This window comes from Ignavibacteria bacterium (assembly GCA_017302895.1).
In the GTDB taxonomy this organism is placed as follows: Bacteria; Bacteroidota; Ignavibacteria; order Ignavibacteriales; family Ignavibacteriaceae; genus UTCHB3.
In genome coordinates, this window is record JAFLBV010000001.1 from 1,298,021 (window position 1) to 1,311,757 (window position 13,737).

The following is a 13,737-nucleotide window of genomic DNA, read 5'->3' on the forward strand; positions in this document are numbered from 1 at the left end:
TACCAATGAAAAAAAGTATCAGAACAATTTTAATCACATTTCTTTTCAGCATCGCATGTTTTGCCTCGGATTTTACTGCCGTTTCTGACACTCTCCCCTTTACTTGCGGGGAGCTTTTGGGAAGACCGACAGCAAACTCGATTACAATTCATGCCTGCACGAACAGAGATTTGGATGTTTATTTCGAATATGGTACCGATTCACTCAACTTCACAAATTCCACAAATGTAAAGAGGTGTTTGGACAGCATACCGTTTGTTGAAGTTTTGGGAAATCTGAGTCCGAATACACAATACTATTATCGCATGCGGTACCGTGAAATTGGGATGACCAACTTCTTCGCAAGGGGGACACATACTTTTCACACTGCAAGGCCCGCTGGATCTACATTTACTTTCGCGGTTGAGGCTGATCCACATCTGGATACAAACTCAATCCCGGCAGTATATACTCTTACCCTTCAGAATATTCTTTCCAAAAAACCTGATTTTCTTTTGGATCTTGGCGATACTTTTATGTCAGAAAAACTCGCTTCGCAGACTCAGCTCGAAATAACCAAAAGGCACCTCCTGCTTCGTGAGTATTTCGATCATGCATGCCATTCAATCCCTCTGTTTCTTACTATCGGGAATCACGAAGGGGAACTTGGATGGAGACTGGACGGAACAGCAACAAGTCTTCCTGTTCTGGCATCGAATACACGGAAACTGTATTATCCAAATCCTGAACCTGATGCCTTTTATTCTGGAAATTCCACGCCCGAACAATTTGTCGGGCTCCGTCAGAACTATTATGCCTGGGAGTGGGGTGATGCCCTGTTTATAGTTATCGACCCGTACTGGTACACAAAAACAAAACCGGGATGGGGGTGGACTCTCGGTGCAACACAATACAACTGGTTTAAGAGTGTGGTTACCACAAGCCAGGCAAAGTTCAAGTTCGTATTTTGCCATCAGATTGTCGGTGGAAACGGGAACGACGGCAGAGGCGGTACAGAGTATGCCGGTCTGTTTGAAATGGGAGGTTTGAACCTCGACTCGACATGGGGCTTTTTCACGAACAGGCCCGGATGGGAGAAACCAATTCACTCATTAATGGTGGAGAATAATGTTTCCATTTTCTTTCACGGTCACGATCATTTTTATGGCAGACAGGAAAAGGATGGGGTTATCTATCAGGAAGTCCCTCAGCCATCATCGAAAAGTTTTACGAATATTTCAGCCACCCAGTATGGCTATGTCAATGGTGTATTTCTTCCCAGTCGGGGTTACTTACTCCTGACGGTGAATGATACCAGCGCAAAAGTGGAATATATAAGGACATATTTGCCTTCAGAAGAGAATTCACAAAGACACAATGGTGATATTGGTCATTCGTACACCATAATAAAAAGTCCCACGGGAATAAAGCAGGAGCCTCAGACCATACCCGATGAATACAAACTTCATCAGAATTATCCAAATCCGTTTGCAGCCGGTTCACCCTCTGGAAACAGTGAAACTGTTATCAGATACGAACTGCCGGTTGAAGGGTATGTGTCATTAAAAGTGTACGATATGCTCGGAGTCGAAGTAAGTACACTTGTAGATGAAGTCCAAAAGGGCGGATCTCACGAATATAAATTCAGCGCGAAGAATTTATCGAGCGGGATCTATTTCTACAGACTTTCTTCAGGTGCATTCTCCGCAACAAAGAGAATGCTTTTATTAAAATGACTTGCAAGATGAGAAATTTTGTGTTTCAGTTAAAATTTCAGATATGTTTGACTGCGATAATTTTGATCCTGTCAAACAATATTTCGTCAGGACAGGCGATTACACCTCAAAAATTGCCTGACACGGGTCAGACCGCCAATTATACCGCAATCTTTGGCGAGGACTCGGACTACCTGATAAATGCACCATCCTTCACAGATAACGGAAACGGGACAGTAACCGACAACATTGCGGGTCTCATGTGGCAAAAGGTTGACGGTGGAGAGATGACCGTGGAGTCGGCTGCGGTTTACTGTGAAAACCTTGTTCTTGGCGGCTACAGCGACTGGCGTTTGCCAACCTGCCACGAACTCTTCTCCATTTTGAATCACGGGAAAACCAATCCCGCTCTTGATACCGCTTACTTCACCAAGACAACTGCCGAATACTGGTGGTCATCTGACAAACAGGTTGACAATGCTGCAAAAATATGGGTCACAAATGCCGGTGGAGGAATAGGGGCTCACCCCAAAACCGAAACAATCAGCGCCGGAGGAACAAAAAGATTTCATGTCCGTGCGGTAAGAACCGTATCCACTAATCCTTCGGTATCAACCAGGTTTCTTAACAACAACGACGGGACTGTTCTGGACAGATCAACAGGTCTTGTCTGGCAAAGCAACCCGGGGACAAACACCCTTACCTGGGATGATGCCCTGAATTACAGCGAGAACCTCTCACTCGGCGGGAAGTCAGACTGGCGGTTGCCGAACATCAAGGAACTGCAGTCACTTAACAGTGAGATCTTGAAAAATCCTTCGATTGACACATCCTTCTTTGGAAATATTTCACCGGCGAACTACTGGTCTTCGACAACCCTTAACGGTACCACCACCAAGGCATGGTATCTGAATTTTTCATACGGTTTAACATCTTACGAAACCAAAAATGTGTCTCAAAGGGTGATTTGTGTAAGAGGCGAGTCGGCACTGCCGGCATCACTCCCCGAGGTTGTACTTATCGCAGGAGGTAACTTTGTAATGGGAGATCACCACGGTTATGTCGATCCTCAGCACCCGAGTGATGAACTCCCGCTGCATCAGGTACACTTGGACTCTTTTTACATAGGAAAGTACGAACTCACCAATCAACAATTTTGTGATTTTCTAAATTCTGCAAAATCGCAGGGCTTAATCGAAGTAAGAAACAACATTGTTTATGCGACGGGTGACACAAACATCTATTGCTACACCAGTCTTTATGCTTCATACAGCAGCATAGCTTGGAACGGAACGGCATTTTCAGTTGCTGATTTCCGGGCAAAACACCCCGTTGTGGGAATTATGTGGTTCGGAGCGGCAGCATATTGCAACTGGTTGAGTCAGCAGGCGGGACTCGTCCCATGCTACAATCTTTCCACATGGAGTTGTGACTTCACAAAACCGGGATACCGTTTGCCGACCGAGGCAGAGTGGGAATACGCCGGAAGAGGAGGTCGGTACAATCCCTACTATGTCTTCCCGTGGGGAAATGACTCGACGAATGTATCGTTAGCCAACTGGCCCAACTCAGGTGATCCCTATGAAACAGGCAACTATCCGTGGACGACTCCTGTCGGGTTTTACAACGGTGAATTAAAACTTAAATCAGAATATAACTGGCCCGGAAGTCAGACTTCCTACCAGACATCGAACGGCTCGAATGCCTACGGACTTTTTGATATGGCGGGGAATGTCTGGGAGTTTGTAAACGACTGGTACGGTCAAAACTACTATTCAATCAGTCCCGTTGACAATCCCAAAGGACCCGCAACAGGCTTTATTATGCCCGACGGCAAGCCGTACAGGGGGATGAGGGGCGGGAACTGGTACAATGGTCAGTGGGGGCATTCCAGGGTTGCAAACAGGAACCCTTCGTACTATCGCGGGCCCCAGGATCCAAACCATCCCTGGTACCATATCGGGTTCAGGGTTGCCAGGTACTTCGTTTCATCTCCAACTGATATCGGGGATGAGGGGGCGCTACCGGGAGAGTACCGCCTGTATCCAAATTTCCCGAATCCTTTCAACCCCTCAACAACAATCAGGTACTCGATACCTGTTGCGAGGACGGTCAGGCTGGAGATTTATGATAACATAGGAAATTTGGTCAGCACTCCGGTCAATGACTATAAACAGGCGGGTTCCTACGAAGCAAGATTCGATGCGTCAGGCCTTTCAAGCGGGGTTTATTTTTACAGAATTTCCTCAGGCAACTTCACTGAAGTTAAAAAAATGATTTTACTCAAATAGCGACAATCTGTCTTATATCCACAGAGGTACATTTATGAAAAACTTCAAGTTCAAAGCTTTATTTATCACAGTGTTGTTTTTATGCACTACTTTCACACAGGCTCAACCCCGCACTGTTGGTCTGTTTGTTCACGACACATTGCAGGCGTGGAAGGGTTATACACTTCTGGCTCCAAAATTATACACAGCCACATATCTCCTTAACAATGAGGGAAGAGTCGTCCACAAATGGACAAAGAGCACTCTCCCCCCCGGTCAATCCGTCTATTTGCTTCCAAACGGTCATCTTTTACGCTCCTGCATGACCCACGGGTCTCTCAGCAGCGGTGGAGGTGAAGGAGGGAGGGTTGAGGAGTATGACTGGAATGATTCCCTCGTGTGGCAGTTTGACTATTCAACCGCGAATTATATGTCGCACCATGACATTCGACCTCTTCCAAACGGAAATATTATCATGCTGGCGGTTGAGAAAAAAACCGTTGCCCAATTGCTGGCATCAGGATTTAATTCAGCCAAGTTCCAACCTGAAATAAACACCAAAGGGTACATGCTCCCCGATTTCGTGGTTGAGGTTCAAAAAACCTTCCCCGTTGGAGGAAATGTTGTCTGGGAGTGGCATACATGGGACCATTTAATTCAGGATTTCGACTCGACAAAGCTGAACTATGGTGTGGTGGTTAATCATCCTGAATTGATTGATGCCGATGGCGACGGAAAACAACTTCCTGTTTTTTGGAATCACATGAACTCGGTCAATTATAATGCACAGTTTGATCAGATTATTATGAGCGTCAGAGGCAACAGTGAGGTCTGGGTAATCGATCACTCGACTACGACTGCCCAGTCGGCAGGGCACTCCGGAGGAAGATATGGAAAAGGTGGTGACCTTTTGTACAGGTGGGGAAATCCAATCTGCTACAAAATGGGAAATGCAGGCAATCAAAAACTGTTCCAGCAACATGATGCACAATGGATCGACCCGGGTTTACCTGGCCAGGGAAATATCCTTGTCTTCAACAACGGGCTGGGAAGAAATTACTCGTCGGCAGATGAGTTCGTTCCGCCCGTTGACAGTCTTGGTTTCTACTCGAGAGTGTCGGGAACAGCTTTTGGTCCTGCAGGTTTAACCTGGACCTGGTTTGCCAGTCCACCAGCCTCCATGTATTCCTGGGCTATCTCGGGAGCCCAGAGATTACAAAACGGCAACACACTCGTTTGCGACGGAATTCATGGTATTCTGACTGAGGTCACATCTGCAGGTCAGATTGTCTGGAAATATGTCAGTCCCGTAATCAATACAGGACCCGTGTTTCAGGGTGACAGCATCCCGGATGACCCGACACACCCGGGAGAAAAATTGAATATGGTGTTCCGTGCACAAAGGTACTCGCCTTCGCACCCCGGACTTGTTGGAAAAGATCTCACTCCGGGCGATTTTTTGGAGAAATACCCTGTATCAATCAAAGAAGAGGATGGAGAGCTCCCTTCATCAATAGTTTTGTATCAGAATTATCCAAACCCGTTTAATCCCTCTACCGTAATTGAATACAGTCTGAAAGAGGCATCGCATGTAAAGATAAGTGTTTTCGATGTTTTGGGAACAGAGGTGATGAGCCTTGTCGATGGCATGGTCCAAGCCGGAAGACACAGGCTGGAATTTAACGGTGAATCATTGCCCGGAGGAGTCTATTTCTACAGAATTATGGCAGGAGACTTTGTACAAACGAAGAAAATGTTATTCTTGAAATAAATATTTTGCAGATCGTGCAAATATCCTTATTTTTGTAGTCTTGATAATTGGAGAATAAAAAATGGCAAAAGTTCAATCCTTCGGCGATAAAGCAAAAGGCAAGAAAAAAGATCCGTTTACATCGGTTAAGGTGATCAAGTCGGTGAAGACTGACAAAGGTTCCTTCAAGTTTAACGAGAAATTCGTAAAACTTGACGACATGTCAAAAGTAACGGACATAAAATAAGTTTTAAAAGGCGTCCGTTCCCCCGGACGCTTTTTTTTTGTTTTACAGATTCTTTTCCTAAATTGCAACTCGAAAAACTCATCACTTTCTTTACATCAAAAAAATAACGATCATCACACAAATATGCCGTTTGTCACACGGATGAAACAACCCCGGAACATGTTTCTTCCCTGTAAGTAGAAATATTAAACAATTTCAAATTTAATAACCCGGAGACACCACAATGAAAACATCATTCAACTTTGTAGCAGCGCTTTTTGCTTTGCTTATAATCGCATCCTTTGTATCCCCCGACTTAACGGCACAGAGGAAGAAAAACCAGGTCGAGATTAATCACGACAGTATCGTTATTGCAACTTATGGAAAACCTGTTTACGGAACAGAACAGTACAAAAAAATCCAGGAGATTGCCAAAGTACTTAACAAGGCAGCCGGACTTACCGGAAGCAGCATCATTAAGTTTAAGCTGATTCAAAACGAAGAGATCAACGCTTTTGCTTACATCAACGACAGCATCTATGTTCACACCGGATTGTTCAAATCGGTTGGAAACAGCATCGATCAGCTCGCATTTGTACTTGCCCATGAACTTGCACATGTTCTGATGAAACACCCTGCAAAAGGCGACGAATTTTTGAATAAGAACCCCAATGCCACAGAAGAGCAATTCCTGAAACTGAGCCGTGAGATGGAATTCGAAGCTGACAAATATGCAGTACTTTACACAATGAGAGCCGGATATTCACCATTAGGCGGAATCGAATGGTTCAACTTCATGACTAATCAGGGATACGAGTACACACCTCACACCATGAGTTATGTAACACATCCTAACTTTACTGCAAGAGTCGTTGAAGTCTTCAAACACATCGCTACCTACTATGAATACGCAAGAAATTTCGAATTTGGTTTGATCTACCTTAACTCAGGTGACTACAAAAACTCGATCACAGCTTTCAACAAATTCATCTCTGCATATCCTAACTTCAAAGAAGGATACAACAACCTCGCTGTTGCAGTACTTTCACAGAAATTGAATCAAAAGGGAATCCAGCTTGAAGTGCTGCTCCCGACAACACTTTCAAAAGTTGACTTCTTCACAAACATATTCACCGTAAATACTAAGAGAGGCGAATATAATTTGAAGAACGCCGAACTTGCAGAGGCTGAAAAAGCTCTTACAAAGGCTCTTGAACTCGATCCTAAATACATCCAGGCTTATGTTAACCTTGCAGTATTGAACACACTGACCAAAAATACAAAAGCAGCAACCGAAGCAATTACCAAGGCTGAATCTGTTTCCAAGAAATCATACGATGTGATGATTGCAAAAGGATTCCTGCAGCTCGAGCTGAACAAATACAAAGAAGCGGCCGATATCTTTAAGACTGCCAACACAACTGATCCGAGCAGACCTGAGGCTCTCTACAACATGGGACTTGCTTACACCTACGGTCAGATGAAAAATGAAGCCATCAGCACCTGGAAAAACTTCATCCAGAAGTTCAAGGACAGCTATTATGCTCAGCAGGCTAAAGAGAAACTTGATGTACTCGAAGGCAAAAAAGCTCCGACTGCTGACAAGAAAAAAGACCCTGCTCCAAAGAAAGATGACAGACCAAACACCAGACCTAAAAACAAATTCAAAGCCGGTGCCACCAAGAACGCTCCTTCACTCGCCGGTCTGAACATGGGAATGAGCCAGAGTGATGTACTTAACAAACTGAAACTCCCTGCTTCAAAGACCAAAGATGAATACGGCGACATCTGGTCATACGATACACCAGCAGCTATCATCTACTTCGACAGTGACAATAAAGTTGTAGGAGTTGTATCTTTCGATCCTTCACTTAAACTGACCATAAACGGTAAATCATTCAGCGTAAATGATGATCTTCAGGATGCACTAAATCTGCTCGGCGAAGCTTCATATGTTGACGATTTTGGATCAGAACAGCAACTGGTATTCGAAGATTACGGTGTAATTATCTACGCTATCGACGGAATAATTGCAGGAATAATGGTCTACTAAAAACAAGACAATTCCAAAAAAAAGAGGCTGCCCGAAAAGGCAGCCTCTTTTTGTTTTAAACAATTCTGCTGAAAAATTACTCAATAACAGGTTTCGATTTTCGTCTTTTAAGCACGAAGAATACCAAAGCCGCAACCACAACCAGAGCACCAAGGATGTAGAAAACGATATAATTCGGTTCCTGTGGAGCGAAAGTGGCTTCGATATATTTACCATCACCAATATCGTTGAATTTGAATTCCCAGATATACTTGCTTTCATCAACTTTGTGAGCATTGTGTGTGATAACTTCGCCGTCGAACTCAAAGATGAAAGTTCTTGTAAATTCGATTCGGGGGTCAGGTCTTTCAGAAGATGGTCTTATAAATTGGAGGAATTTTTTTTGACCCGGAGCCCCGTCCTGAAACGAGATATCGAACATGTTGAAGAGACGGGTGTTGTTTAGCGCCTCTATCGATTTGAAACCGATTTCGAGCTGAACAGACCAGGCACCGCCCTCTCCCGTTTTGGTGGAGATTTTATTAATGGTAAAGAGGGTATCCTGAACCTGTTTCCTGATTTCAGCAGTGTCAAGTTGCTGTGACAGTTCTCTTCCCTGTTGAGAGCCTGCGGGAAAGGAGTAGCTCAGCTTCATATTGCCACTGCCATCCCTGTTCAGTTGAGTTTCCTGTGAATAATTCAGGCAACCTGCAATCATGAGGGAACTGACAAGGATGATGTAAAAAGATAACCCGTTCAATTTCATTTTATCCGTCATAGTCAGTTCGCCGCCTTGTCACCCATCGGAACAAAATGGAAGAAGTCGACATAGAATCTCTTCACATATTCATCGAGGAGATTTGTAATCCTGTCATATTTGGGGGACGAGATAACGAGTCCGGCATGATACTGCTTATTTAGTCTCCACACTACTTCAGGATCATTGTAAGCGTGAAGGTCCGGGTACTCCTGTTTTGCGAGGGAATTCAGTAGTGCAGCGTAATTTTTTTTCACTTTCGGTAATTTATATTTCTTTCCTTTATCGAGGGTTTCAAGTTTTGCCCACTCAGCCCAGAGATTGATTCCGCTGGCAGCCATTACGAGTTCCACTATGTTCGCACCACCAACTCTGGCTGAAGTTTCCAGGAAGTAGAGGTGCCCGTCTTTTCCTTTGATAAATTCAGTATGGTTGACACCTGTTTTCATACCGAGAGCTTTAAGTACTGTCTCATTCAATTTTAGAAGTGCGGCTTCATCATCACTCCCTCTGAGCACCGTGCGGGTAGTAAAAACCCTTCCCTGGTGTGCAACCTCGAGGGGAGGGAGGCCGTAAACACTGCAGATAGCAAACTTGATCTCATGATCCTGAATAATGGTATCGACATGATAAATGTCACCGGGGATGAATTTCTCCATCAGGTAGCCTGACTGTTCGTCACCCAGTTGATTAATTACATCCCAGGCATGAGTTTTCGATTCAAGTTTTTTCATCCCGATCGAACCAGCCTGCATTCTGGGTTTCATAATATAGGGGGGTTCTGTTGAGTCCATAAATTTATTGATTTCATCGTAGTTCAGGACATGGATGAAGTCTGGAACGAGTACCCCCTTTTCCCTTGCAAGCATTCTCATCGAGAATTTGTCCCTAAAGTATCTCATGGTGGTTTCACCCATACCGGGGACACGGAGGTGCTCCCGAAGTGCGGCAGCTTTTTCAACATCAAAATCGTCGAGGGCTACAATTCTGTCGATAACGACATGCCGTGCGAGATAGCTTACCGCTTTAATAAGGTCGGGAAGATGCCATTCCTTATTGTTGTCGGGCATATAATAGATTTCATCGATGCTTTCTCTCGGCCAGTTTTCATACTCGAGGCTTCTCGAAGTGATAAAAATAACATGCCAGCCGGTTTCATGAGCAGCGACCAAAAAGTCGGAACCTTTATAAAAACTTGAGATACAAAGGATTGTTTTCTTCTTTAAGTTTGACATCTGGTTACCTGTTAATTTTTGATATTAAAAAGTAAAAGATAAGGAATAATTAAGATTTATGGCATCCATTTGTGAAAAATAAAATGGGTGAGGAATAAAAAAACAATTGAAAATGGTGTAAATTTTCTCTATTATTGAAGTCTATTTTGAAAATAAATCGGGAGAAAGAGATGTTTGACCCAAATTATAAGTTTACAGTAACAGACCGTTTTTTAGACTATGTAAAAGTGGATACACAATCTGATGATGATGCTCCGGGGTTCCCAACCACTGCGAAGCAAATGGACCTTTCGCGCATACTCGTAGAGGAGCTGAAGGCTATCGGACTTGAAGATGCAGTTCTTGACGAACACGGATATGTTTACGCCACACTTCCTTCAAACAGTGAGAAGGATGTGCCGGTAATAGGATTTATCGCCCATGTTGACACATCCCCGGCAATCAGCGGAAAGGATGTGAAGCCTGTAATCCATAGAAATTATCAGTGTACGGATATTGTTCTGCCCGGAGACCCTACAAAGGTAATTGATGTGGAATCGAATCCGGAATTGAAGGAAATGGCAGGATTTGATATCATTACAACAGATGGAACCACACTTCTTGGAGCCGATGACAAAGCCGGAATTGCTGAAATAATGGACGCAATGAACTATCTTGTTACACATCCTGAAGTTAAGCACGGAAAAATCAGAATCTGCTTCACTCCAGATGAGGAAGTTGGCAGAGGAACCGAACACTTTGATGTAAAGGGTTTTGGTGCGAAGTATGCCTACACAATCGATGGCTCAACCCGTGGCGAAGTGGAGACAGAGACATTCAGTGCTGACGCTGTGGCGATCACAATTCTCGGAAAGAATGTCCATCCCGGTTACGCAAAAGGTAAAATGATCAATTCGATTCGGGTTGCTTCCCGTTTCATGGAAAAATTGCCGAAAGATTCACTCTGTCCTGAGACCACCGAGGGCAGGGAAGGATATGTCCATTGTGTAGCTTTTAACGGAACTGAAGAAAAGACAGTGATGAAATTTATCATTCGTGACTTCATAGATGATAAACTGAAAGAATACGAGAGATTCCTCGAGAACCTGTTGAAGGATGTTATTGCTGAATATCCTGGCGCTAATTACGAGTTTCAGGTTATGGAACAGTACAGAAACATGAAATACATACTTGATCAGCATCCAGAAATTGAGAACAATGCGCTTGAATCACTAAAACGGCTTGGCATAAAACCAATCCAGTCAGCGATAAGAGGAGGCACAGACGGTTCGAGACTCAGCTTTATGGGTTTGCCCACTCCTAATCTTTTTGCCGGAGGGCATAATTTCCACGCAGCGACAGAATGGGTCGCAATTCAGGATATGGAAATGTCGGTAAAGAACATTGTTACTTTGGCAAATGTCTGGGAAACAAATTCCTGATCCTTCGTTTAGAGTCCTAAAATTGAAAAAGGCTGTCTCTTTCGGGGCAGCCTTTTTTTGTTTAAGCTTTCTTTTTGCGTGTTCTGCGTCGTCTTGGCAGGTCTTTCGGAACCGGAGTTTTTCCCCGAATCCAGCAGTATTCTTTTGCCACTTCGATGCCAAGAGCATAAAAGTTTATTTTTGGCAGAACTGCTGAATCATATCCCAGTGGCTGCATATAACTGTTGAGTTCATCGAGTGTGATAGCCCGTTTCTGAGCGTACAGAATGATATAGAACAGTTTATTCCTTTTCCAGTTTTTGGAGAGGATGAGTTTATCCCGTACACCAGGATGATCGAAGAGAATGAAAAGATCACTCGTCAGGATTGTATTTGTAATGGTTTCCACATCGAATTCTTTAAAGAGTTCGGGTACCTTCGATAATCTCATATCGGGATATGCCGACTGGAAGAGGAAGTTGCTAATGAACAGGGGATCTTTCGCGATGGTTTTTTTATTCTCTTCCCTGTGGTCTTTCAAACCGTAATAGTTTCCACCGTAGGAATCGATAAAATCGACATGCTGTAGTTTGCTGGAGAACCCGGTAACGCTGACAACCCTCTTTTTATTGATCTCAGCCAGAAGTTCTTTCCCGTGCATTACAAAGTTGTTTTTACTCAATACTTCGACAAGGTACTCATTCACAATCTTCCTTTGGTCCATTTTTACAGAACTGTGAATGAAGCAGAAGAATCCCAGATCGACAATATCCTTCCCTCTTCTAAGAATTTGTACCAGCTCATATTTTGACCTGATCCGGGGGAACTGTTTTTTAGCGAGCTTAAAAAGAACGGAGGCATCAACAATTTTCTTCTGTTCTTCGAGAAAATCTGCAACAAGTTTTTGGATAGCAAGCGACTCATCACCCTGATAGGAAAGATGTTTTTCTACGCCGAAAGTATCCCGGTCGAGCTGCAGCACATTGGGGTTCATTCTGATGTGGCACAGGGAGACTTTCAAATCATGGTACTCTCTGCCGTATAGATCTTTGATAAGAGAGATGAGGTCTTTTATTTTCATCGCCTCATTCCTGCCCTGAAGGGTGTGTTCAGCCATTTCTGGCAGACTCAATCTCCCTCTGAGGATACATGTGTTGTTTTTTCGGATAATTTTAAAATATTTGATAGCCAGAAGGATTCTGAAAATATTAAGTTTTTCCCATCCCTTAACATCAGAGAAGTCTTCCATGAATTGTTCCATGGTGACGCCATCTTTTTCCTTGAAATATTCACGGAGTCTCAGATAATGGGCGTAGAGAGGGTTTTCTTCGCGATAAATATTTTGGGATACAAAAAACTTGTTACAATATGATGGAATACTCGGGTAGATTGTATTCAACATTCTGACGAAAGTATCCACTTCCATTATATCATTGTGAAAAAACTCAGGTTGCAGCACTTCGGGTTGCTTGACCAGTTGGTTCAGTATGTGAGCCTGCAGTTTTCTTTCGAGCGGAGAAATGTCGTGACGGGCATCATCGATGAAAGCGACAAGTTTCTGCCTTACTCTTTCTGATGAGATACCGTGTTTTTTACCAATAACCTTCATATCCAGACCCTGGCCAAAACGAAGGTGAATGAAGTCTTTGGTTCTGTCATCCTGGATGTCGTGCAGTGCCTGAAGAATAAGAGCTGCTTCAGCGATTACATCTTTGTGGGAAGTTTTTGAAGAGTAAACATCCGTGGTCTGGTTCGAGATAATCGACATGAAAGAGCGAATCATATCAGTCAGGCTTTCCTTGGGTACTGTTACATTTTTAAGGTATTCATCGGGATAGAAAGCGAGCAGGTTGTGGATGTGGTAAACTTTTTTGATCCAGAGATTGCTGGAAATATATTTTTTATTTTTTGTACTGAACTTCAGGAGGTATCTTTTTGCCGGATGATCCAGGATTTCCCTTAAAACGGGAGTAATTTCCATTTCATGACCGTCAAGAAATATTTTTTCAGGGAATGTTTCCTTTAGTTTGAGAGCACTTCTCTTATCAATTTCCTTCAGAAACCTGCCCGGTTCACCGTAAAAAAGTTCGGCAATCAGGTTACGGGTCTGATCGATGGTCACCTTTCTGACTCTGCGGTCCCTTAATAAGGTAACATAATGAATATTCAGTATGTCCCTGTACTCTTTCGCCCCGGTCAGTTCAAAGAGTCTTTGTGAATTCTTTGGAAACAGTGACGCATCAATTTCCACAGGGAAAATTGATTCATCCGGGGTTATTGGGTTGATTCCGCAAAAAAGTGGTGTAGAAAGAAGTCTGAATTCCTGGTTTTCATCACCGGATGTAATTGAATATCTCATAATGGCATCGTTTA

The 13,737-nt window shown here is 43.6% G+C and carries 9 protein-coding genes; 6 read left to right on the plus strand and 3 right to left on the minus strand.

Annotation, left to right across the window (positions count from 1 at the left end; translation table 11 throughout):
* Nucleotides 1-5 precede the first annotated feature (5 nt).
* From J0L60_05085 to J0L60_05105, 5 genes are all read left to right on the plus strand, one after another.
* On the plus strand, nucleotides 6-1,715 hold the full coding sequence (locus J0L60_05085) for a metallophosphoesterase (GenBank protein ID MBN8545492.1): 1,710 nt from the start codon (nucleotides 6-8) through the stop codon (nucleotides 1,713-1,715).
* A gap of 47 nt (nucleotides 1,716-1,762) precedes the next feature.
* A complete protein-coding gene (locus J0L60_05090; protein ID MBN8545493.1) occupies nucleotides 1,763-3,985 on the plus strand; it encodes a DUF1566 domain-containing protein in 2,223 nt (740 codons plus the stop codon).
* Nucleotides 3,986-4,019: 34 nt separating this feature from the next.
* Nucleotides 4,020-5,735 carry an aryl-sulfate sulfotransferase gene (locus J0L60_05095; GenBank protein MBN8545494.1) on the plus strand — a complete coding sequence of 572 codons (1,716 nt, stop codon included), beginning with the start codon at nucleotides 4,020-4,022 and terminating at the stop codon, nucleotides 5,733-5,735.
* A 61-nt stretch (nucleotides 5,736-5,796) separates the two neighbouring features.
* On the plus strand, nucleotides 5,797-5,961 hold the full coding sequence (locus J0L60_05100) for a hypothetical protein (protein MBN8545495.1): 165 nt from the start codon (nucleotides 5,797-5,799) through the stop codon (nucleotides 5,959-5,961).
* Nucleotides 5,962-6,184: 223 nt separating this feature from the next.
* A complete protein-coding gene (locus J0L60_05105) occupies nucleotides 6,185-7,993 on the plus strand; it encodes a M48 family metalloprotease (GenBank protein ID MBN8545496.1) in 1,809 nt (602 codons plus the stop codon).
* Between the two features lie 76 nt (nucleotides 7,994-8,069).
* On the opposite strand, the gene J0L60_05110 is transcribed toward J0L60_05105, so the two are convergent.
* Nucleotides 8,070-8,750, minus strand: a complete 681-nt coding sequence (locus J0L60_05110; GenBank protein MBN8545497.1) for a hypothetical protein — start codon at nucleotides 8,748-8,750, stop codon at nucleotides 8,070-8,072.
* A 2-nt stretch (nucleotides 8,751-8,752) separates the two neighbouring features.
* Nucleotides 8,753-9,964 (minus strand): ATP-grasp domain-containing protein, encoded by a 1,212-nt coding sequence (locus J0L60_05115; protein ID MBN8545498.1) that lies wholly within the window; start codon nucleotides 9,962-9,964, stop codon nucleotides 8,753-8,755.
* 170 nt (nucleotides 9,965-10,134) lie between these two features.
* Here J0L60_05115 and pepT point away from each other — a divergent pair, with 170 nt between their 5' ends.
* Nucleotides 10,135-11,385 (plus strand): peptidase T, encoded by a 1,251-nt coding sequence (gene pepT, locus J0L60_05120; GenBank protein ID MBN8545499.1) that lies wholly within the window; start codon nucleotides 10,135-10,137, stop codon nucleotides 11,383-11,385.
* Nucleotides 11,386-11,446: 61 nt separating this feature from the next.
* Here the strand turns inward: pepT and J0L60_05125 are convergent, their stop codons facing one another.
* The gene (locus J0L60_05125; protein ID MBN8545500.1) at nucleotides 11,447-13,723 is read right to left on the minus strand and encodes a hypothetical protein; all 2,277 of its coding nucleotides are present in this window, start codon (nucleotides 13,721-13,723) and stop codon (nucleotides 11,447-11,449) included.
* Between the last annotated feature and the right edge of the window lie 14 nt (nucleotides 13,724-13,737).

Bases quoted from the DNA above. Each gene is read 5' to 3' on its own strand.
- J0L60_05085 (MBN8545492.1), top strand. From the start codon at position 6: ATGAAAAAAAGTATCAGAACAATTTTAATCACATTTCTTTTCAGCATC.
- J0L60_05095 (MBN8545494.1), top strand. From the start codon at position 4,020: ATGAAAAACTTCAAGTTCAAAGCTTTATTTATCACAGTGTTGTTTTTA.
- J0L60_05100 (MBN8545495.1), top strand. From the start codon at position 5,797: ATGGCAAAAGTTCAATCCTTCGGCGATAAAGCAAAAGGCAAGAAAAAA.
- J0L60_05105 (MBN8545496.1), top strand. From the start codon at position 6,185: ATGAAAACATCATTCAACTTTGTAGCAGCGCTTTTTGCTTTGCTTATA.
- J0L60_05110 (MBN8545497.1), bottom strand. From the start codon at position 8,750: ATGACGGATAAAATGAAATTGAACGGGTTATCTTTTTACATCATCCTT.
- J0L60_05115 (MBN8545498.1), bottom strand. From the start codon at position 9,964: ATGTCAAACTTAAAGAAGAAAACAATCCTTTGTATCTCAAGTTTTTAT.
- pepT (MBN8545499.1), top strand. From the start codon at position 10,135: ATGTTTGACCCAAATTATAAGTTTACAGTAACAGACCGTTTTTTAGAC.
- J0L60_05125 (MBN8545500.1), bottom strand. From the start codon at position 13,723: ATGAGATATTCAATTACATCCGGTGATGAAAACCAGGAATTCAGACTT.